This window comes from Aeromonas sp. R2-4 (assembly GCF_040908365.1).
GTDB classification, from domain to species: domain Bacteria; phylum Pseudomonadota; class Gammaproteobacteria; order Enterobacterales; family Aeromonadaceae; genus Aeromonas; species Aeromonas veronii.
Genome location: NZ_JBFODO010000017.1, coordinates 1 through 21,853, shown reverse-complemented (window position 1 = coordinate 21,853; position 21,853 = coordinate 1). Strand labels below are relative to the sequence as shown.

Annotated in this window: 16 protein-coding genes; 9 read left to right on the top strand and 7 right to left on the bottom strand. The window is 60.4% G+C overall.

Going from position 1 to position 21,853, the window contains the following annotated elements; translation table 11 throughout:
• Positions 1-14: 14 nt before the first annotated feature.
• The 4 genes from msrB to malQ form a co-directional block, all read right to left on the bottom strand.
• Positions 15-401 carry a peptide-methionine (R)-S-oxide reductase MsrB gene (msrB, locus tag AB5Z05_RS08355; protein ID WP_368151021.1) on the bottom strand — a complete coding sequence of 129 codons (387 nt, stop codon included), beginning with the start codon at positions 399-401 and terminating at the stop codon, positions 15-17.
• A 68-nt stretch (positions 402-469) separates the two neighbouring features.
• On the bottom strand, positions 470-2,632 hold the full coding sequence (gene glgX / locus AB5Z05_RS08350) for a glycogen debranching protein GlgX (protein WP_368151019.1): 2,163 nt from the start codon (positions 2,630-2,632) through the stop codon (positions 470-472).
• A complete protein-coding gene (gene glgB, locus AB5Z05_RS08345; protein WP_139478271.1) occupies positions 2,632-4,809 on the bottom strand; it encodes a 1,4-alpha-glucan branching protein GlgB in 2,178 nt (725 codons plus the stop codon). Before glgB ends, glgX begins: the two co-directional genes overlap by 1 nt.
• Before the next feature lie 82 nt (positions 4,810-4,891).
• On the bottom strand, positions 4,892-7,081 hold the full coding sequence (malQ, locus tag AB5Z05_RS08340) for a 4-alpha-glucanotransferase (protein WP_201958296.1): 2,190 nt from the start codon (positions 7,079-7,081) through the stop codon (positions 4,892-4,894).
• 347 nt (positions 7,082-7,428) lie between these two features.
• Here malQ and gap point away from each other — a divergent pair, with 347 nt between their 5' ends.
• On the top strand, positions 7,429-8,424 hold the full coding sequence (gap, locus tag AB5Z05_RS08335; RefSeq protein ID WP_005335708.1) for a type I glyceraldehyde-3-phosphate dehydrogenase: 996 nt from the start codon (positions 7,429-7,431) through the stop codon (positions 8,422-8,424).
• 86 nt (positions 8,425-8,510) lie between these two features.
• Complete coding sequence (locus tag AB5Z05_RS08330; RefSeq protein ID WP_368151016.1) at positions 8,511-9,377, top strand: D-hexose-6-phosphate mutarotase; 867 nt, start codon at positions 8,511-8,513, stop codon at positions 9,375-9,377.
• A 70-nt stretch (positions 9,378-9,447) separates the two neighbouring features.
• Here AB5Z05_RS08330 and nadA read toward each other — a convergent pair whose 3' ends face one another.
• Positions 9,448-10,521, bottom strand: coding sequence for a quinolinate synthase NadA (gene nadA / locus AB5Z05_RS08325; protein WP_368151014.1), 1,074 nt, complete (start codon positions 10,519-10,521; stop codon positions 9,448-9,450).
• 140 nt (positions 10,522-10,661) lie between these two features.
• Here nadA and AB5Z05_RS08320 point away from each other — a divergent pair, with 140 nt between their 5' ends.
• Positions 10,662-12,767 (top strand): methyl-accepting chemotaxis protein, encoded by a 2,106-nt coding sequence (locus AB5Z05_RS08320; RefSeq protein ID WP_368151012.1) that lies wholly within the window; start codon positions 10,662-10,664, stop codon positions 12,765-12,767.
• A gap of 69 nt (positions 12,768-12,836) precedes the next feature.
• On the opposite strand, the gene AB5Z05_RS08315 is transcribed toward AB5Z05_RS08320, so the two are convergent.
• Both AB5Z05_RS08315 and AB5Z05_RS08310 read right to left on the bottom strand, forming a co-directional pair.
• A complete protein-coding gene (locus tag AB5Z05_RS08315; protein WP_005335704.1) occupies positions 12,837-13,292 on the bottom strand; it encodes an NfeD family protein in 456 nt (151 codons plus the stop codon).
• The gene (locus AB5Z05_RS08310) at positions 13,289-14,212 is read right to left on the bottom strand and encodes an SPFH domain-containing protein (RefSeq protein ID WP_005335703.1); all 924 of its coding nucleotides are present in this window, start codon (positions 14,210-14,212) and stop codon (positions 13,289-13,291) included. Before AB5Z05_RS08310 ends, AB5Z05_RS08315 begins: the two co-directional genes overlap by 4 nt.
• A gap of 197 nt (positions 14,213-14,409) precedes the next feature.
• On the opposite strand from AB5Z05_RS08310, the gene cysG reads away from it, so the two are divergent.
• From cysG to AB5Z05_RS08280, 6 genes are all read left to right on the top strand, one after another.
• Positions 14,410-15,858, top strand: a complete 1,449-nt coding sequence (gene cysG, locus AB5Z05_RS08305) for a siroheme synthase CysG (protein WP_368151009.1) — start codon at positions 14,410-14,412, stop codon at positions 15,856-15,858.
• A gap of 72 nt (positions 15,859-15,930) precedes the next feature.
• The gene (gene cysD / locus AB5Z05_RS08300; RefSeq protein WP_368151028.1) at positions 15,931-16,863 is read left to right on the top strand and encodes a sulfate adenylyltransferase subunit CysD; all 933 of its coding nucleotides are present in this window, start codon (positions 15,931-15,933) and stop codon (positions 16,861-16,863) included.
• A gap of 12 nt (positions 16,864-16,875) precedes the next feature.
• On the top strand, positions 16,876-18,303 hold the full coding sequence (cysN, locus tag AB5Z05_RS08295) for a sulfate adenylyltransferase subunit CysN (RefSeq protein WP_368151007.1): 1,428 nt from the start codon (positions 16,876-16,878) through the stop codon (positions 18,301-18,303).
• Positions 18,304-18,307: 4 nt separating this feature from the next.
• Positions 18,308-20,032: an SLC13 family permease gene (locus tag AB5Z05_RS08290; RefSeq protein ID WP_005362933.1), complete on the top strand. Its 1,725-nt coding sequence runs from the start codon at positions 18,308-18,310 to the stop codon at positions 20,030-20,032.
• Between the two features lie 28 nt (positions 20,033-20,060).
• Positions 20,061-20,654, top strand: a complete 594-nt coding sequence (cysC, locus tag AB5Z05_RS08285) for an adenylyl-sulfate kinase (RefSeq protein WP_201990090.1) — start codon at positions 20,061-20,063, stop codon at positions 20,652-20,654.
• Between the two features lie 109 nt (positions 20,655-20,763).
• Positions 20,764-21,804, top strand: coding sequence for an IS481-like element ISAs19 family transposase (locus AB5Z05_RS08280; RefSeq protein WP_279460456.1), 1,041 nt, complete (start codon positions 20,764-20,766; stop codon positions 21,802-21,804).
• The last annotated feature ends 49 nt before the right edge of the window (positions 21,805-21,853 follow it).

The window sequence follows — 21,853 nt, the reverse complement described above, 5'->3', positions numbered from 1 at the left end:
AATGGGTAAGCCGTTCAGACCTCGGGTGCGAAATCCAGACTCAGGCTGTTGACGCAGTAGCGCTGGCCGGTGTCGGTCGGTCCGTCGGGGAAGACGTGACCGAGGTGAGAGCCGCACTGGCGGCAGGTTATCTCCACCCGCTTCATGCCGTGGCTGTTGTCCTCGGTGTACTCCACCGTCCCCTCGATGGCCTTGTCGAACGAGGGCCAGCCGCAGCCGGAATCAAACTTGGCACCTGAGTGAAACAGCACGCTCTTGCAGCAGACACAGAGGTAGTCGCCGCTCTTGCGATTGTGGAGCAGGGCGCCGCTGTAGGGGCGCTCTGTGCCCTTCTCCCAACAGACGTGAAACTGCTCGGCGGTCAGTTTGCTGCGCCACTGTTCCGGATTGTTACTGCTCATACCGACTCCTTGCCATCCATACCGGAGCCCAGCATAACGGCTCCGTAAAGCTGACTCCAGCATGCCTCTTATGCTTTGCCTGTATCTGTGATCGAGGTGGCAACCATCTCCTCACCGGATGCAGGGAGAATTTCCTGCTGCGGTGGCTGGACATCCTCCGCCGTGCTGGACAATGCCACCCGCTCCAGCAGTTTGAGGGAGTGTGCCCGGCCGACTGCCACCTGCCGTTTGATGTCATCCGGCAGAAAGGGCAGCCCATCGTTGGTGGCGGTGTCGATGGTCTGGATCCACTCCAGCCCTTCCCCCGGCGGTGGCAGGCGGAACTGGATATCGTAGTCGCTGGCGTTGAACAGCACGTACCAGCGCTCGCCTACACAGTTGATCATGCCGATATCCATGGCGAACGCCTGCCCCATGGGGGCGTGCCAATCCTGATCGGTGAGCTGGTGGCCGTCCGGGTGATACCAGTTGACCTGATGGCAGCTGGACGGGGTGCCATTCCAGCTATCGTCGCTCAGTTGCAGGTTGGAGAAGACGCAGGACTCCGCCCGCAGCGCCATCATCTGCTGGGTGAAGGCGAACAGCCGTTCGTCTTCTGGCCGCCACTGCCAGTTGACCCAGCTGATCTGGTTGTCCTGGCAGTAGGCGTTGTTGTTGCCAAGCTGGCTGCGGCCCATCTCGTCGCCGGCGAGGAAGTGCGGTGTCCCTTGCGACAGCAGCAGGGTGGCAATCAGATTGCGCTTCTGCTGCTGGCGCAGGCTGTTGACCCGCGGATCCAGGGTTGGCCCCTCTACCCCGTGGTTATAGGAGAGGTTGTTGCCGTGGCCATCCCGATTGTCTTCACCATTGGCCTGATTGTGGCGCTGGTTGTAGGAGACCAGATCCTCCAGGGTGAAACCGTCGTGATAGCAGAGGTAGTTGACGCTGGTGTGGGGGGAGCGCCAGTTCTTCGGGAAAATATCCCGCGAGCCTACCAAGCGGGTGGCAAAGTCCCCCATCTTGCCCGCATCACCGCGCCAGAAGGCGCGCACCGTGTCGCGGTAGCGGTCGTTGATCTCCTGCCACTGGCTCGGAAATTGACCCAGCCGGTAGCCGAAGGGGCCGATGTCCCAGGGTTCGGCGATGAGCTTGACCTGTGACAGCACTGGGTCGGCCATCACGGCCTTGAAGAAGGCGCCCATGGGCTCGAACTCCCCCGCTTCCCGCGCCAGCGTCACCGCCAGATCGAAACGGAAGCCATCCACCTGCATCTCGGTGACCCAGTAACGCAGAGCATCGAGCACCAGCCGCAGGGTGTTGGGGTGATCCAGATTGACGCTGTTGCCACAACCGGTCACGTTGGCGTGACGGGTGTAGTCCGGGCCGTGGGGGCCCGCTTCGAAGGCGTAGTAACCGGCGTTGTCAAAGCCCTTGAACGAGAGGGTAGGGCCATCGAAGCCAGAGGCGGCAGTGTGGTTGTAGACCACATCCAGGATCACCTCGAGCCCGGCCCGGTGCAGCTCGCGCACCATGGTCTTGAACTCGGTCACCGCCTCGTCTGCCCTGGTGCTGTAACGCGGCTCCGGGGCGAAGAAGGCGATGGGGTTGTAGCCCCAGTAGTTGGTGAGTCCCAGCTGCTCCAGTCGCGGTTCCGACATGAAGGCGGCCACCGGCATCAGCTGCACCGAGGTGATGCCGAGGCTCTTCATATGCTCGATAACCAGCGGATGACTGATGCCAAGGTAGGTGCCCTGCAGCGCTTTGGGGATCCCCGGGTGCTGCTTGGTAAAGCCCTTGACGTGGGTCTCGTAGATAATTGTGCGGGCCGGGCTGATCCCGGGTTTGCCAACCCCTTGCCAGTCAAAGCTGTCATCCACTACCACCGACTTGGCAATCATACCGGCGCTGTCACCCTGATAGAGGGCTTCATCCCAGTAGGTGGGACGACTGAGCGCCCTGGCGTAGGGGTCAATCAGCAGTTTTTGCGGATCGAACAGCATCCCCTCCTGCGGGGTGCCATAGACCCGATAGCCGTAGCGCTGACCGGCCTTTACACCGCGCACGTAGCCAAAGCGATACTGGCCACGGCGGCCGGGCAACTCCAGCCGCATCAGCTCCTGCTCCTGCTCCTGCTCGTCGTACAGGCAGAGCTCCACCTTGTCCGACTGGGGGGCCCAGACGCAGAAGTGGCAACCGTTCTCGTCAAGGCGGGCCCCCAGCGGGTGGCCCACCCCTTTTTCCATTACAAGCATCAAGACTCCTGTTTGATAAACAAGGTCGCCAGCGGCGGCAGATCCAGCACTATGCTGTGTGCCATCCCCTGCCAGGGGGTCGGCTCGGCAGCGAACACCAGACCTACATCATAGTTACTGCCCCAGTAATACTCGCTGTCGGTGTTGAGCACCACCCGATAGTGGCCCGCCGCAGGGACGCCGATCCGATATTCGATACGGGGCACCGGGGTGAAGTTGCAAGCCACCACAATAGCCTGCTTGCCCTCTTTGTCCGCCCGCAGCCAAGCAAAGATACTGTTGTCTGCATCGTTGTGATCCAGCCAGCGGAAGCCGGTCTGCTCATAATCGGCCTGATACAAGGCAGGCTCATGACGGTAGAGGTGGTTGAGATCGTGGATCAGCCGCTGCTGACCGGCATGCTTGGGATATTGCAGCAGATGCCACGGCAGCTGGGCGTCGTGGTTCCACTCGTTGCTCTGGGCGATTTCGGTGCCCATGAAGTTGAGCTTCTTGCCCGGGTGGGCGTACATAAAGCCCATGTAGGCGCGCAGGTTGGCGGCTTGCTGCCACTCGTCGCCCGGCATCTTGTAGAGCATGGAGTGCTTGCCGTGTACCACCTCGTCGTGGGAGAGCGACAGGATGAAGTTCTCGTCATAGTGGTAAACCATGGAGAAGGTCATGTCGTTGTGGTGGTAGCGACGGTGGATCGGCTCTTTCTGCATATAGGTGAGGGTGTCGTGCATCCAGCCCATATTCCACTTGAAGCCAAAGCCGAGGCCGCCGAGAAAGGTGGGGCGGGAGACACCGGCAAAGGCGGTGGACTCTTCGGCGATGGTCATGGCGTGGGGATACTTGCCGTAGACCTCCTCGTTGGTCCACTTGAGCAGACTGATCGCTTCGTAGTTGTGGTTGCCGCCATCGACGTTCGGTACCCACTCACCGGCGTTGCGGGAGTAGTCCAGATAGAGCATGGAGGCGACCGCATCCACCCGCAGGCCGTCGATGTGGAACTTGTCGAGCCAGAACAGGGCGCTCGCCACCAGGAACTGGCGCACTGTGTCGCGGCCGAAGTCGTAGATGTAGGAGTTCCAGTCCGGGTGCCAGCCACGACGCGGATCTTCATATTCATAGAGCGGGGTACCGTCGAAACGGGCCAGCCCGTGGGCATCGGACGGGAAGTGGGCGGGTACCCAGTCCAGAATGATGCCGATGCCGGCCTGGTGGCACTGGTCGACGAAGTATTTGAAATCATCAGCGGTGCCGTAGCGGCTGGTGGGGGAGAACATACCCACCGGCTGGTAGCCCCAGGAGCCGCTGAAGGGGTGCTCGGAGACCGGCAGCAGCTCGATGTGGGTGTACTCCATCTCCTTGACGTAGGCGACCAGCTCCACTGCCAGCTCGCGCCAGCTCAGGCTGTCGCCGTTGGGGTGGCGCTTCCAGGAGCCGACGTGCAGCTCATAGATGGAGAGCGGCTGCTCGCGTTTGTCGTTGTGCTGGCTGGCAATCCACTCGGCATCCTGCCACTGGTACTGGGCGTGGTCATAGACCACGGAGGCGAACGACGGATACTGCTCGCAGTAGAAGCCGACCGGATCGCTCTTGTGGGGCAGCCGGTTGCCCATGGGGTCCTTGAGCTCGAACTTGTAGCGATCCCCGGCCTTGAGGCCCGGCACAAACAGCACCCAGTGACCGCAGAGGCTGCGCTGCATAGGGTGGCGGCGGCCATCCCAGAAGTTGAAATCGCCGATGAGGCTCACGGCGGTGGCGCTCGGCGCATAGACCGCAAAACGCACCCCTTCCACCTGCTGGCCAAGATGCTCCACGGTGCGCAGCTGGGCGCCAAGGGTGTGATAGAGGTTTTCCGGCTGGGCGGTCAGTTCGGCCAGGCCTGCCCAAGCGGCATCCTGAAACTGATAGGGGTCGATGACCTCGGTGGTGGCATCTTGGTAGCTGGCGATCAGCTGATAGGGGAAGGAGTTTTTGCGGCGGGTGAAAACAGTTTCAAAAAGACCCGATTCATCGGTGGGCGCCAGGGTGGCAACGACTTTGCCCGACTTGAGATCCTTGACGCGAACTTCGAGGGCATCAGGCAACCAGGCGGTCAGTTTGAGGCCGGGCCCATCCGGATTGGCCTGCAGGCCTAAGTGAGAGAAGGGATCGGAACAGCGGGCAGCAACCAAACGTTCAACGAGCATCGAGATTTCCTTTCATGACAGAGCATCCACTCCGGCCGAAGCCGGAGTGGATTTAGGTGAGAGCGCTGTGGGAGACAGCGTCTCAACGACTGGCCTCATCACGGGCTTGGCTCATCTTGCCAGCCAGTGCCTTGAGTGCCTCATTGGCAAAAATATCTTCCAGATCAGCGGAGAGCTTGCGGCGCCAGTTAGGGTATTCGTAACTGGTGCCCGGTACGTTGACCGGCTTGTCCATCTCCAGCCAATCTTCCAGCTGGGTACTGAACAGGGCGCAACTGCCGCGGGACATGTGGATCTGCAGACCGTGGTTGAGTTCGGTGTTCATGCCTACCCAGTTCACGTCATGACTGATGTTGTCAGAGATGACCTTGTGGGCATGCAAGCTGTCGAGGATCCGCTGTTTGGCCTGGTGACGATCAGCATACAGAGTCTTCAATACATCTTCATCCGGATACAGACCCAGTTGACGGCCGAGCGCCAAATCGTCGCAATGCCAGAAGCCCTTGAGGGTCGGCATGTCGTGGGTGGTCAGGGCCGACATCGCCTGCTCGGTGTAGTGCGCCGGGGAGATAAAGCCGCCATCTTCCTTGGAGCGCTCGAAGAAGAACACCTTGTAGGAGTGGACGCCGTTCTCTTTCAGGGTCACGTCGATCCCCTCCGGCACGGTGCCCAGATCCTCGCCGATCAGCAGGCACTGATTGCGGTGGGATTCGAGGGCCAGAATGCCCAGCAGATCGTTGACCGGATAGTAGATGTAGGCGCCCTTGGCGGCGGACGCTCCGGGCGGTACCCACCACAGGCGCAGCAAGGCCATCACGTGGTCGATACGCAGTGCGCCACAGGAGCGCATGTTGGCACGGAACAAGTCCACCATCGGCTGATAGGCCGCTTCAAACAGCTTGTTCGGGTTCATCGGGGGCAGGCCCCAGTTCTGACCTAGCGGGCCGAGGATATCGGGCGGCGCACCGACCGAAGCTTTCGGGCAGTAGAGATCCTGGTTGGCCCAGATCTCGGTGGAGCCTTCGGAGACGCCCACCGCCAGATCCCGGTAGATACCCATCACCATGCCGGCAGCCTTGGCACGGGCATCGGCTTGCGCCAGCTGCTCGTCGGCCAAGAACTGCAGATAGAGGTAGAAGTTGACATCTTGCGGGTGCTCGGCCATCCAGGCGGCAACGGCAGGGTTGTGGTAATCGCGCAGCTCCTGCGGCCATACCGGCCAGCCCCAGGCATTTTCGCCTTTGGCATAGAAGTGGGCCTGCAGGGCATCAAATGCTGCCTGCTGTTGCAGGCTGTCGCCACCGGCGGCCACGAAGGCATCAAAGGCGGCCTGACGCTCGGCGCCAAGGCTGGCTTCGTCGAACACCTGACGCAGCATGCCGAGTTTGGTCTGGATCACGCCGGTGTAATCGACGTTCTCTTTGGCGCGCAGATCGGCCAGATGTTGCTGAAAGGCAGGGCTTGCCACTTCCGCTTTCAGGCGATCGCTCTGCTGGAATTCGGGCACCGCTTCCACATTGATATAGGCCACGTTGAGCCAGCGACGGGAAGAGGGGCTGTAGGGACTGGCGCTCTCCGGATTGGCCGGATAGAGGGCGTGGATAGGGTTGAGGCCGACGAAGTGGGCACCCCAGGCGGCGGCTTTCTCGACCAGCTGGCCCAGATCGCTGAAATCACCGATCCCCCAGTTGTGGCGGCTGCGCAGGCAGTAGAGCTGCACGCTCGGGCCCCATACCTTGCGGCCATCGGCAATCGGCGCCTGTTTGTAACAGGCCTTGGGGGCGACGATGAGGCGCATGGCGGCCAGCGGTTCGTCATTGCCCTCTTCCAGCAACACCAGCTGGTGATAACCCAGCTCCGGGGCCATATCCAGAGTGACACGATAGGCCTGGCACTCCATCTCTTCAAATTCGGCCACGCCGACCAGCTCACCCTCGATGGGAGTGAATTGACCGGACAGCACTGCACCCTGCTCCTGCTGGAGCTGCCAGGTGAGGGCGTCGTTGACGAATTCGATGGGGAGGCGAACCTCAAGGGTAACGGCGTCGCCGGTGCGAACCACCATCACAGGATCCAGCGCCCGCAGCCAGTGCTGGCGATGCTCCTCTTCCAACTGCTGCACCAGTGCGGCCTCGTCATCGACGCGGTAGCCCATGGCGCCCAGCATGGCGGCCTTGCTCTCTTCGGATACCTGGGCCGGGTGGCCCCAGGCATCGACATACTCGCTGGCGATACCTTTTGCGGCAGCCAGCTGTTCAATCAGGGTGGTCATAGTTTGAGAATTCCCGCTGTGGATTCTATCTATACTATTTTGTTTGATTTTTATGGGGTGGTACTTGAACAGTGGCTCTTTGGCCATGCTAAACCGCGCACATTTTTACATATCTCTGTGAATGGTTGTGTGACCGAGTAGGCACTATTGTGGATATCTGCGCGATGCCACGATCTGGCACTTTTTTCGTCAAAACGTGGTAATCAGTTACATAAACAGAAAATTAATTTCACAGTTTTTCATGATATAGCGCAATTTCAGACAGAATGTTGGTTGACTCACCGGAGAGTTCTAGTAAATTTACAAGCGGAATTTTCTTTGACTACTGAACAGTTAGGTAACTAAATATGACTATCAAAGTAGGTATTAACGGTTTTGGCCGTATCGGTCGTTTCGTATTCCGTCTGGCTTGCGAGCGTGCAGACATCGAAGTTGTTGGTATCAACGATCTGATCGATGTTGACTACATGGCTTACATGCTGAAGTACGATTCAACTCACGGTCGTTTCAACGGTACCGTTGAAGTTAAAGACGGCAACCTGGTTGTAAACGGCAAAACCGTACGTGTTACCGCTGAGCGTGACCCGGCCAACCTGAAGTGGGGCGAAATCGGTGTTGACGTTGTTGCTGAAGCTACCGGTCTGTTCCTGACCGACGAGACTGCTCGTAAGCACATCGCTGCTGGTGCCAAGAAAGTTGTTCTGACTGGCCCGTCCAAAGACGCTACCCCGATGTTCGTAATGGGTGTTAACGACTCTACCTACGCTGGCCAGGACATCGTTTCCAACGCTTCCTGCACCACCAACTGCCTGGCACCGATCGCCAAGGTTCTGAACGATACCTTCGGTATCGAGTCTGGCCTGATGACCACCGTTCACGCTACCACTGCTACCCAGAAGACCGTTGATGGTCCGTCTGCCAAAGACTGGCGCGGTGGCCGCGGTGCGGCTCAGAACATCATCCCGTCCTCTACCGGTGCTGCCAAAGCTGTTGGCGTAGTTATCCCGGAACTGAAAGGCCTGCTGACCGGTATGGCTTTCCGTGTTCCGACTCCGGACGTGTCTGTTGTTGACCTGACCGTTAACCTGAAGAAAGCTGCCACCTACGCAGAAATCTGCGAAGCGATGAAAGCTGCTTCCGAAGGCGCTATGAAAGGCGTTCTGGGCTACACCGAAGACGAAGTTGTATCTACCGACTTCCTGGGTGAGCGTCAGACCTCCGTATTCGACGCCAAGGCTGGTATCCAGCTGAACGACAAATTCGTTAAAGTTGTATCCTGGTACGACAACGAAATGGGCTACTCCAGCAAAGTTCTGGACCTGATCGCTCACATCTCCAAGTAATTTGGGATGCGCAATCGCGTAGCTTGAAAAAGGCGGCCATTGGCCGCCTTTTTGTTTTTCGGTTTCCCCTGATGACAGGAGTCCACATGCAATCCATTCGTCCCCTGACAGCCAATTGCAAGCTTGCCAACAATGCGGCCGGTCTGCCGGTTCTCACCATCAACAACGACTATGCCAAGGCAGAAATCAGCCTGTTTGGCGCCCATGTGCTGAGCTATCAGCGTCATGGCGAGCCGGCCTCCATCTGGCTGAGCGACAAGGCGGTGCTGGATGGCAGCAAGCCTGTTCGCGGTGGTATCCCGATCTGCTGGCCCTGGTTTGGCCCGGCGCCCGCCCGCGTTGGTAGCGGCAAGCCCTCCCACGGTTTTGCACGCACCACCCTCTGGATGCTGGACGGGGTCTCCGATCACGCCGATGGCACGCTCGTTCATCTCTCCCTGCGTGACAGCGACGCAACCCGCGCCCTGTGGGATCACGCCTTCGAGCTGGAGCTGGATGTGCTGGTTGGCAAAGAGCTCTCGCTGGTGCTGACCACTCGCAACACCGGTAGCCAGCCGTTGGCCTATAGCGGTGCGCTGCACACCTATTTGCAGATCAGTGCGCCGGAAGCGGTGAGCGTGAGCGGTCTGGGTGAGCCCTATGCCGACAAGCTGACCGGGCAGGATGCCAAGCAGCAGGGTGCATTGACCCTGAGCGGGCCGCTGGATCGGGTCTACTGGCAGCCAGAGGCGCTGGTGAGCGTGCAGGATGGTGAGCGCGAGATCCGGGTTGTCAGTGGCAACCACGACAGCGTGGTGGTCTGGACCCCCTGGTTGGAAGGGGCCACCGCCATGGCCGACATGAGCGACGATGGCTATCGCACCATGCTCTGCGTCGAAGCAGCCATCGCTGGCGAGGCGGGTGTGACCGTTGCGCCGGATGAAGAGCATAGTCTCTCCACCGTAATCATCTGAGTTGGATGAGGTTCAGATAAATAAAGAGGGCTCCCGCGGGAGCCCTCTTTGCATCTCGTGACAGTGGCAATCAGGCGTTGCCCTGAGTCTTGAGCTTGAGTTCGGCGGCGAAATTGAGCATCCGGTCGAGGGGGAGCAAGGCTTTGACCCGCAGATCTTCGTCGACATGGATCTCGTGGCGCTCGGCACCGTCGGTGAGGGCTTCCTTGATCGCCACCAGACCGTTCATCGCCATCCAGGGGCAGTGGGCGCAGCTGCGGCAGGTAGCGCCATCGCCACCGGTCGGTGCTTCCACCATCTCTTTCTCCGGACAGGCCTGCTGCATCTTGTAGAAGATGCCCCGATCGGTCGCAACGATCAGCTTCTGCTGGGGCAGCTCCTTGGCCGCCTTGATCAGCTGGCTGGTGGAGCCCACCGCATCGGCCAGCTCGATCACCGAGGCGGGGGATTCCGGATGAACCAGCACGGCGGCGTCCGGATTCTGCTCTTTCAGCTCGCGCAGGGCACGGGCCTTGAACTCGTCGTGGACGATGCAGTGGCCCTGCCAGCGCAGCATCTGCGCCCCGGTCTTCTTCTCGATGTAGGCACCCAGATGGCGATCCGGGCCCCAGATGATCTTGTGACCCAGACTGTCGAGGTGCTCGACGATCTCCAGCGCGATGCTGGAGGTCACCACCCAGTCAGCCCGTGCTTTGACGGCGGCCGAGGTATTGGCATAGACCACCACGGTATGGTCGGGATTGGCATCGCAGAAGGCGGAGAACTGCTCGATGGGACAGCCCAGATCGAGGGAGCATTCGGCCTCCAGAGTCGGCATCAGCACCCGCTTGTGGGGGCTCAGGATCTTGGAGGTTTCCCCCATAAAGCGCACCCCGGCGACGATCAGGGTTTGCGCGGCGTGATCGCGACCAAAGCGGGCCATCTCCAGCGAGTCACCGACGAAACCGCCGGTGGCTTCGGCCAGCGCCTGGATCTCGGGATCCGTGTAGTAGTGGGCAACCAGTACCGCCTTGCGCTCCTTGAGCAGCGCCTTGATTTCTGTGGTCAAGGTCGTTCTCTGCTCGGCACTCAGGGGAAGAGGTTTGGCCGGAAAGGGGTAGTCCATCGCGACTACCGGCGGGACACTGCTCAGTGCATTGCTCATTGCGACTGTTCCATCAACGCTCGGGAAGGCAAAAATTATAACCAGAAGCCTGCCACAAACCCATCAACAAATCGGGTGAAGCGCAAGTGGGCGAATATACTCAAGTAATTCGTTGTTATTCTGCCATAAGGAGTTGTCGCATGAAGCAACGTTCCCTCAAGTTCAAGTTGTTGTGCCTTACCATGGGACTGTTTCTGCTGACCGGGCTGGCCATGACCCTGCTGCAATCGGCCTCTTTCAGCTCCCTTCGCAACATGGTGATGACCCAGACCAGCGATGCACTGGAAGAGGAGGTCTCCCGCAGCCTGCAGTATCAGGCGGAGCGCTATGCCATCCAGATTGCCTCGCTGATGCAGAACTCCTATCAGATCCCCCTGACTGTGACCGCCCAGATTGAAGCCGGGATGGCCAAGCCGGAGCTGCGTTTGTCGCGCCCCCAAGTGGAGTCTCTGCTCGGCAGCAGCCTGCAGCAGGCGAGCGGGATCAGCTCCATTTATGCCCAGTTTGAACCGGATGGCTATGATGGCGAGGATGGCAACTGGCTGGGCGGAGCCAGCCACTCGGTGACAGGCAAGGGGAGTCTGGAGGTCTATTTCACCAAGGATCAGGGAGGGGCAGTCGCTCAGCAAGCGGTGGACGCCGCTGCCAGCGAGGCCAAGTTTGATACCTCTCTCAACGAGTTCGGCATTCGCAACAGCGAGTGGTATCTCTGTGGCCGCGATACCCGCCAGCCCTGCCTGATGGAGCCCTACCTCTACGAAATCAGCCCGGGCAACAAGATGCTGATGACCAGTCTGACAGTGCCCGTGCTGCGTGACGGCAAGTTTGTCGGGCTGGCTGGGGTGGATATGAACCTGCCCATCTTCCAGCAACTGGCTGAAAACCTTGGCAAGAGCCTCTATGACAACAAGGCGGATGTGACCCTGGTCAGCAAAATGGGGCTGATTGTGGGCAGCAACCGCTATGCCGACAAGCTGGGCCGTCCACTCAAGGAGGTGGGCCTGACCCTGCCTGACGGTCAGCCGGTCAGTAGCGACAGTGACTTTATTCTTCATCAGCCCATCCGGGTTGAGGCAGCCAATACCCAGTGGTGGTTGATGATCAAGGTGCCCAAGGCGCTGGCGCTGAGCAAGGCGCACGCCATCAGCAATGAACTGGGCACCCTGCTGGTGGATGCCCAGCGGCAGCAGATCATCGCCATGGGCGGGATTACCCTGCTGGTGCTGGGGCTGCTGGTCTGGTTTATCCAGACCATCACAGCGCCACTTTCTCTTATCAGTCGCCATGTGGGCCATCTCTCCAGCAACGAGGGGGACCTGACCCAGCAGATGGAGATCGACACCCATCAGGAGCTAATCGATCTGGGTTCCCAGCTCAATGCCTTCCTCGGCAAGCTGCGGGGCATGGTGCAAATGAGCAAGGGGATCGGTCAGCAGGTCTACCAGCAGGCGCGGGAGATGAAACATACCGCCGACACCATGCGCAGTAGTCTGGACGAGCAGAATCTGGAGCTGGAGAGCGTGGTAAGCGCCATGCATCAGATGAGCACCACGGCAGTCAGCGTGGCGGGTTATGCCGAGCAGGCGGCGCAGGAGTCGGAAGCGGCGACCCACCACATCAATACCGCCCAGCAGACCCTCAGCAATGCCCGCAACGAGATCCATACTCTGGTCGGCGATATGCATGAGGCGGACAAGGCGGTGGCGCTGGTGGCCCAGCGCAGCACCAATATCAGCCGGATCCTCGATGTGATCCGCGCCATTGCCGAGCAGACCAATCTGCTGGCCCTCAACGCCGCCATCGAGGCAGCGCGGGCAGGTGATATGGGCCGCGGCTTTGCAGTGGTGGCAGACGAGGTGCGGGCGCTGGCCAACAAGACTCGTGAATCGACCGACGAGATCGGCCAGCTGATTGGTAGCCTGCAGACCGAGGTGAGCAGCAGTCAACGTCTGATGAATACCGGCATCGAGCGCTCCACCACCACGGTGCAGGGCACCGAGCAGGCGTTCGAGGCGCTCAATCGGGTGGTGGCCCAGATCCAGCAGATCCACGACCACATCAGTCAGGTCGCCACCGCCGCCGAGCAGCAGAGCGCCGTCAGTGACGATATCAACAAGAATTTGATGCGGATTGGTGATACCGCCAACGTGATTGGGCAGGAGGCCAGCTCCAGCCATCAGCTGAGCGAAGCGCTGGAGCAAGCGGCCACGGCGCTGGCCAGTCAGCTCGATCGGCTGCGTACCTGAGTGGCAGCTAGAGAGACAAAAGCCCGCGAGCGATCGCGGGCTTTTTTATCACTCGATGGCAGAGTTGCGTCAGTTGCGGGGTTCAACCAGCAGGATGTGGGAGTCGGCCCCTACCACCCTGACCTTGCTGCCTGCAGGCAGCGACTCGTCGCAGCGCACCGTCCAGACCGTGTCGTCCAGATGCACCCGACTGGTGCCCTGAGTCACATCATCCAGCAGGGTCAGCTCGCGGCCCATATAGCTCTGCATCCGCTCGTTGATGGTGCTGGCGGCATCCTGACCCGAGTTGTCGCGCTGGTGCTGCCAGCGCCACCAGGCCCAGGTGGTGAGCAGGGATTGCACCGCAAACAGCAGCAACTGCGCCTGCCAGCCAAAGGGCCAGATCAGCAGCAGTAGCCCCACTTCCAGCGCGGCGATGCCGGTCCAGAGCAAAAAGCCCACCGAGCCGAGCACCTCGATGGCCAGCAGAATGAAGCCGAGCCCCAGCCAGTGCCAGTGGGTCAGCCCCTCTAACAGGGCTGTCATGACTTGCTGCCCTTGCCATCTTTGTTGAACAGCTCGGCCATACCAGCCACCGAGCCAATCAGGCTGCCCGCTTCCAGCGGCATCATGATGATCTTGCTGTTGGGGCCTTCACCGATGCGGGCCAGTGCCTCGGTATATTTCTGAGCCACGAAGTAGTTGATGGCCTGCAGGTCTCCTTCCGCAATTGCCTGGGAAACCATGTGGGTCGCCTTGGCTTCCGCCTCGGCAGCCCGCTCTCGCGCTTCGGCGGCGAGGAAGGCGGCCTGACGCTCACCTTCGGCTTTGAGGATCTGGGACTGTTTCTCCCCTTCCGCTTTCAGGATCTTGGACTGGCGCACCCCTTCGGCTTCCAGCACCTCGGCCCGTTTTTGGCGCTCGGCCTTCATCTGGGCGTTCATCGCCTCGACCAGTGCCAGCGGCGGGCGCACATCTTTAATCTCGATGCGGGTCACCTTGATGCCCCAGGGGGCGGTGGCGGCATCCATGGTGCGCAACAGCTTCTCGTTGATGGTGTCGCGCTGGGAGAGCATCTCATCCAGCTCCATGGCGCCGAGCACGGTGCGCATATTGGTCATGGTGAGATTGCGGATAGCGCTGGTGAGATCGTTGACCTCGTAACCCGCTTTGCGGGCATCCACCACCTGCACAAAGCTGATGGCGTCGATGGTGACGTTGGCGTTATCGCGGGAGATCACCTCTTGTGCCGGGATATCCAGCACCTGCTCCATCATGATGATCTTGTGGCCGACCCGATCCACGTAGGGGATTAGCAGGTTGAGACCCGGGGTCAGGGTGCGGGTGTAGCGGCCGAAGCGCTCCACCGTCCAGTTGTAGCCTTGGGGCACGATCTTGATGCCCGCACTCAGTGTGGCGAGCACCAGGAACACGAAAATCCCTAGCACAATCAATGATTCATTCATCATTTAGCTCCTTATGAAACACAGTCCCTAGCCTATGGTCTGGCGTCAGGTACCACAAGTGACTTTGTACGCCTTTGTCATGAATCGGCTTTGCTAATTACCAAAACGCATTAAAAAGCATTTTTTATTATTTTGAGGGATAAGCTGCCCTGCCTATAGTCGCCCCATATTAGTCGTGTTCCGAGGGATGGGCCGAAATGGATTATTTACCTATGTTTGCCAAGTTGGAAGGCCGCCCGGTACTGCTGGTGGGCGGGGGTGAGGTTGCCCTGCGCAAGGCGCGCCTGCTGCTGGCGGCCGGTGCCCGGCTGACCCTGGTCTCCCCGGAGCTTGAACCGGAATTTGCGGAATTCACCGGTCGTTTCACCCATCTGGCCGAGCGCTTCACCCCGGCCCATCTGGCCGGCCAGATTTTGGTGGTGGCGGCGACTGACAACCTCGAAGTCAACGCACTGGTTTATCAGAGTGCCAACCAGCTGGGTCTGTTCGTCAATGTGGTGGATGACCCCAAACGCTCCAGCTTTATCTTCCCCTCGATCATCGATCGCTCGCCGCTGATGGTGGCGGTCTCCAGCGGCGGCAAGGCACCGGTGCTGGTGCGCCTGTTGCGTGAACGGCTGGAGAGCCTGCTGCCGCGCCATCTTGGCGGGCTGACCGAGCTCTCCGGCCGGGTGCGTGACAAGGCCAAGCGGGTGCTCTCCTCGATTTCCGATCGCCGCCGCTTCTGGGAGCGGGCTTTTGCCTCCAACACCCTCGCCAGCCTGATTGAAAAAGAGGATTGGCAAGGGGCCGAGCAGTGGCTGAGCGATGGCCTAGACCAAGCGAAAAGCGAAGTGGGCGAGGTGGTCTTGGTCGGCGCGGGCCCTGGCGATCCGGGCCTCTTGACCCTCAAGGCGCTGCAACAGATTCAACAGGCTGAAGTGGTGCTCTACGACCAGCTGGTCTCGCCTGAGATCCTCGAACTGGTGCGCCGCGACGCCACTCTGGTGTCGGTCGGCAAGAAGGCGGGCGCCCACAGCGTGCCGCAGGAGGAGACCAATCGCCTGCTGGTGGAATACGCCAAGGCGGGCAACCGGGTGGTGCGGCTGAAAGGGGGCGATCCCTTCATGTTTGGCCGGGGTGGCGAGGAGCTGGAAGTGCTGGCCGATGAAGGCATCCCCTTCTCGGTGGTGCCCGGCATCACGGCCGCCGCCGGTGCCACCGCCTATGCCGGTATTCCGCTGACTCACCGTGATTACGCTCAGAGCGCCGTCTTTATTACCGGCCACTGCCAGAAAGAGGGCAAGGAGCCCGACTGGCAGCAGCTCGCCGCCACCAGTCAGACTCTGGTCATCTACATGGGGCTGATGCGCTCCGAGCATATCCAGCAGCAGTTGGTGGATCACGGCCGAAGCCAAGCCACCCCCATCGCCATCATCGAGCGCGGCACCACATCCCGTCAGCGGGTGCTGACTGGCACGCTGGCCGACTTGGCGGAGCTGGCCAAACAGGCGGTAAGCCCGTCGCTTATCGTCATCGGCGAAGTGGTTGCCCTGCGCGAGCGGCTCGCCTGGTTTGGAGAAAAGAGCGGAGAAAAAAGCGGCGAGCCGTTGCGCACTAACCCGGATCTCGATGGCTGCGACCTCAAGCTGGTGCAACTGGCCTGACCCGGAAAGAGATATTTGATGCGGTTGCCAGCGCGGCCGCGCACTGAACCACCCAGCGCCCCGAGCAGGCGCATAAGCAATGACCCGAGGACCAACATGGACCGTGAAAGATTGACCCACTTGCAGCAGTTGGAAGCCGAGAGCATCCATATCATCCGCGAGGTGGCTGCCGAATTTGAAAACCCGGTGATGATGTACTCCATCGGCAAGGACTCCTCCGTCATGCTGCATCTGGCCCGCAAGGCCTTCTATCCGGGCAAGATCCCGTTCCCCTTGCTCCACGTCGACACCGACTGGAAGTTCAAGGAGATGATCACCTTCCGCGACGAGACCGCCAAAAAGTACGGGCTGGATCTCATCGTCCACAAGAACCCGGATGGCCTCGCCATGGGCATCAACCCCTTCGTGCACGGCAGCGGCAAGCACACCGACATCATGAAGACCGAGGGGCTCAAGCAGGCGCTCAACAAATACGGCTTTGACGCCGCCTTCGGTGGCGCGCGCCGGGACGAGGAGAAGTCCCGCGCCAAGGAGCGGGTCTACTCCTTCCGTGACAAGTCTCACCGCTGGGATCCGAAGAACCAGCGCCCGGAGCTGTGGCGTGTTTACAACAGCCAGGTCAACAAGGGGGAGAGCATCCGGGTGTTCCCGCTCTCCAACTGGACCGAGCTGGATATCTGGCAATACATCTATCTGGAGAACATCGACATAGTGCCGCTCTACTTCGCGGCCATGCGTCCGGTGGTGGAGCGCAACGGCATCAAGATCATGGTGGATGACGAGCGCATGCCGCTGACCGCCGAGGATGAGGTGAAGCAGGAGCTGGTGCGCTTCCGCACCCTCGGCTGCTACCCGCTGACCGGGGCCATCGAATCCGATGCCACCACCTTGCCGGAAATTATTGAAGAGATGCTGCTCACCACCTCGAGCGAGCGGCAAGGGCGGCTGATTGACCACGATCAGGCCGGCTCCATGGAGCAGAAGAAGCGTCAGGGATATTTCTAAGGAGTCGTCAGCATGAACAGCCATATTCAGACCGCCATCACCGAACAGGGCATCGAAGCCTATCTGCACGCCCAGCAGCACAAGAGTCTGCTGCGTTTTCTCACCTGCGGCAGCGTGGATGACGGCAAGAGCACCCTTATCGGTCGCCTGCTGCACGACTCCCAGCAGATCTATGAAGATCAGCTCAAAGCGCTGGAGTCCGACAGCCAGAAGCTCGGCACCACCGGCGAGAAGCTGGACCTGGCACTGCTGGTAGACGGCCTGCAGGCAGAGCGCGAGCAGGGCATCACCATCGACGTGGCCTACCGCTATTTCTCCACCGCCAAGCGCAAATTTATCATCTCGGATACCCCGGGCCACGAGCAGTACACCCGCAACATGGCCACCGGCGCCTCCACCTGCGATCTGGCCATCATCCTGATAGACGCCCGCAAAGGGGTGCTGGATCAGACCCGCCGCCACAGCTTTATCGCGAGCCTGCTTGGCATCAAGCAGTTCGTGGTAGCGGTCAACAAGATGGATCTGGTGGAGTTCAGTCAGGAGGTGTTCGAGCGCATCAGTGCCGACTACCGCGAGTTCGCCAAAAAGCTCAGCGTCGACATCATCCATATCGTGCCGGTCTCGGCGCTGGATGGTGACAACGTGGTCAACCAGAGCGACAAGCTGGCCTGGTACGAAGGCGAAACCCTGCTTGCCCTGCTGGAGTCGGCAGAAGTGGAGCGCGAGTTGGAGCGCCATCCGGTGCGCCTGCCGGTGCAGTATGTGAACCGCCCGAACCTCGATTTTCGCGGCTTCGCGGGGACGCTCGCCTCCGGCATTCTGCGGGTGGGCGACAAGCTGGCGGTGCTGCCGTCGGGCAAGGAGAGCACAGTGACCCGCATCGTCACCTTCGACGGCGATCTGGAGTACGCCCTGCCGGGTCAGGCCATCACGGTCACCTTCGCCGACGAAATCGACATCAGCCGCGGCGACCTGCTGGTGGATGCGGCCAAGCGGCCGCAAGTGACCCAGAATGTGCTGTCCCATATCGTCTGGATGGGGGAAGAGTCCCTGCAACCGGGCCGGGTCTACGACGTCAAACTGGCCACCAAGAAGAGTCGCGGTCAGGTGGAGGCCATCCGCCACCGCATCGAGATCAACAAGCTGGACGAACTGCCCGCGAGCGAGCTCAAGCTCAACGAGATCGGCCTGTGCGAGCTGAGCCTCACCGACCCGGTGGCGTTCGACCCGTATCAGGAGATCCGCGACACCGGCAGCTTTATCCTGATCGACCGGCTGAGCAACGTCACCGTCGGTGCCGGCATGATAGTGGAAGGCTTGGCGGCCAAAGCGGTAAAAGGGCACTACAGCGAGTTCGAAATCGAGCTCAACGCCCTGGTGCGTAAGCACTTCCCGCACTGGCAAGCCCTTGCCATCGGTAACGACACAAGCAAGGAGTAAGCCCATGACCTGGCAACAATTCCTGGTGCTGGGTCTGCTGGCTGCTCTCGTGGCCCTGCTGATCCAGGGCAAACTCCGCCCGGCGCTGCTCTTCTCGGGCGCCGTGCTCATCACCTACCTGAGCGGGCTGGCGGATATCAATGCCGTGGTGGCGGGCTACACCAACAGTGCCCTGCTGACGCTGGTGCTGTTGCTGCTGGTGTCGCTGGCGGTGGAGAAGACCCGCATCATGAGCTGGTTCGCCAATCTGGTGGGCACGGGTTCATTCAACAAGGTGCTGGTGAAGGTGTGGTTCTCCACCGCCTTCCTGTCGGCCTTCGTCAACAACACTGCCGTGGTGGCCTCTATGCTGGGCGCGGTCAAACGCAACCCCAACCATGCGCCGTCGCGGCTGCTGCTGCCCATGTGCTTCGCGGCCACCTTTGGCGGGGTGCTGACCCTGATCGGCACCTCCACCAACCTTATCGTCAACAGCTTCCTCATCAAGATGGGGGCGCCGCCGCTCGGCATGTTCGACTTCTTTATGGTGGGGGCGGGCACCCTGCTGACCGGTCTGGTGGCCGTGCTGCTGTTTGCCCGTCACCTGCCGGAGCAGGATACCGAGATGAGCCGCGAATCCGGCTACTTTCTCGAAGCCAAGGTGGGCGCCGGTTCGCCGCTGGCGGGGCGCAGCGTCAAGGAGAACGGCCTGCGCAGCCTGAAAAGTCTCTATCTGGCGGAGATCATTCGCGGCGATCAGGTGATCTGCCCGGTGCAGCCGGAACACGAGCTGCACGAAGGGGACGTGCTGCTGTTTTGCGGCGATGTGGAGAGCGTCGGCGTGTTGCAGGAGATGAAGGGGCTGGATCTCTACGGCCAGCACCGCCTCAACGGCCAGCATCTGGTGGAGGTGATCGTCAGCCACAGCTCGCGGCTGGTGGGTCAGACCATCAAGGATGCCGAGTTTCGCACCCACTTCGATGCGGTGGTGCTGGCGGTGCGCCGCGGCGAAACCCAGCTTACCGGTGGCCTCGGCCAGATTGAGCTGCATGCCGGTGATACCCTGCTGCTTGCCCCCGGCCCCCAGTTTGCCCGCAACAAGTCGCTGGGGCGGGAGTTTGTGGTGGTGAGCGGGCTGGAAGCCTCCACCCGCCTCGATGGCAAACGCAGCGCCGCCGTGGTGCTGGGATTTCTCGGGGTGCTGGCGCTCTCGGTATTCGATCTGGTGCCGCTGTTCAAGGGCTTGCTGCTGATGTTGGTGGCGCTGCTGCTCACCCGCATTCTGACCCTGGACGAGATCCGCCGCCGCTTTCCGCTGGATATCTGGCTGGTGGTGGGCGGGGCGCTCGCCATCGCCGATCAGCTCGAAAAGAGCGGACTGGCCAAGCTTATCGCCGACTGGCTGATGGGAGAGTTCAACGGTGCCAGCCCCATCATCGCCTTTATCGGTATCTATGTGTTTACGCTGGTGTTGACCGAGCTGATGAGCAACAACGCTGCCGCTGCGCTGGCCTTCCCCATGGGTTACCAGCTGGCGCTCAGCATGGATGTCTCGACCATGCCGTTTATTCTGGCGGTGCTGTTCGGGGCCAGCTCCAGCTTTATCCTGCCCTACGGCTACCAGACCAACCTGATGGTCTATGCCGCGGGCAACTACAAGATGCCGGACTACCTCAAGCTGGCGCTGCCGGTCTCGCTGGCCTATAGCCTCGGGGTGATTGTGATGGTGCCCCTGCTGTTTCCGTTTTAAGGCGTGAGCGCCAATCAAGGAGTGTTGGATGAGCAATATCGTGTGGCATGCCCATGCCGTCGACAAACAGAGCCGGGCCGAGCTTAAAGGGCAAAAGCCGCTGGTGATCTGGTTTACCGGGCTGTCGGGGGCGGGCAAATCGACCCTGGCGGGGGCGCTGGAGCAGGCGCTGGCGGCACAAGGCAAGCACACTTATCTGCTCGATGGGGACAATGTGCGCCACGGCCTCTGCGGCGATCTCGGTTTCGATGATGCTGCGCGGCAGGAGAATATCCGCCGGGTCGGCGAGGTGGCAAAACTGATGGTGGATGCGGGCCTTATCGTGCTCACCGCCTTTATCTCGCCGTTTCGTGCCGAGCGGGCGCTGGTGCGCAGCCTCTTGGGCGAGGGGGAGTTTGTCGAGGTCTTTGTCGATGCGCCGCTATCCGTCTGTGAAGAGCGTGACCCCAAGGGGCTCTATAAAAAGGCGCGGGCAGGGGAAATTACGAATTTTACCGGTATCGACTCCGCCTACGAGGCGCCCGAACAGCCGGAAATCCATCTGCTTAACGCCGGTAAACCGGTGGAAGTGCTAGTGGATGAATTGATTACTGCTTTAAGGTTACGGGGGGTGATCGACTGAGTGTATGGAGATGGTATTCACCTGACAGTTGCCCACAAAAGGGAGTGGTCATACGGCTTCAAACCGGATAACAAAACGGTACCCCTACCGTGTTATCTGGAGTCACCGTATGACCACCAACGAGAAAGTAGCACGTCGCAAACTCAGCCTGCTAGAGCTCGCCAAAGAGCTCAATAACGTCAGTAAAGCCTGCAAGCTCATTGGCTACAGCCGCCAGCAGTTCTACGAAATTCGCCGTAATTACCAGACCTATGGCGCCGAGGGCTTGCTCGACAAATTGCCGGGCTGTAAAGGGGCTCATCCCAATCGGGTTGCGCCCGAGATTGAACAGGCCATCCTCGATTACTCCCTCACCAGACCAACTCAAGGCCCGCTGCGGGTCGCGCAAGAACTGGCTCTGCAAGGCATCAATGTCAGTGCGGGCGGTGTGCGTGGCGTGTGGCAACGGCACGACTTGCTCTCTAAACACGACCGCTTGCTGCGCCTTGAGAAAACTCACCGTGAGCAGACCATTGAGCTCAATGACGAGCAAATTCGCCTGTTAGAACGATTCAGTCCCGAGTTCCGAGAACGCCAGATTGAGGTTCATTACACCGGAGAACTGGTGGCGGTCGACACCTTCTTCGTCGGCGCGCTCAAGGGGGTTGGCAAGGTGTATCTACAAACCGTGCTGGACTGCTACAGTCGCCACGCCTGGGGACGGCTCTACACCAGCAAGCTGCCGGTGACCTCGGTTCATGTGCTCAATGAAACGGTGCTGCCGTTTTTCGAGGCCCACGAGGCGCGGGTCTATACCATCCTGTCGGACAACGGGCGCGAGTTCTGTGGGCGCCCAGACCACCATCCCTACGAGCTGTTCCTGCAACTGGAGGGGATTGAGCACCGAACCACCAAGGTGCGCAGGCCGCAGAGCAACGGCTTTATCGAGCGGCTGCATCGAACCTTGCTGGATGAACACTTCCGCATCAAGGGGAGGACGACCTGGTATGAGTCGGTAGAGCAGATGCAGACAGACCTGGATAGCTATCTGGTGCACTACAACACCCAGCGGCCACATCAGGGCAGGATGATGGAGGGTCAAACCCCCTACAGCATGTTCAAGAAGGGTCTGAAATTGATACCGAAGGAAGTGCGCTCTAAAGTAGCGTAAACAAGACACCGGTTTGAGGCCGGTGTCAGGTGATAACTAGATCTGTACA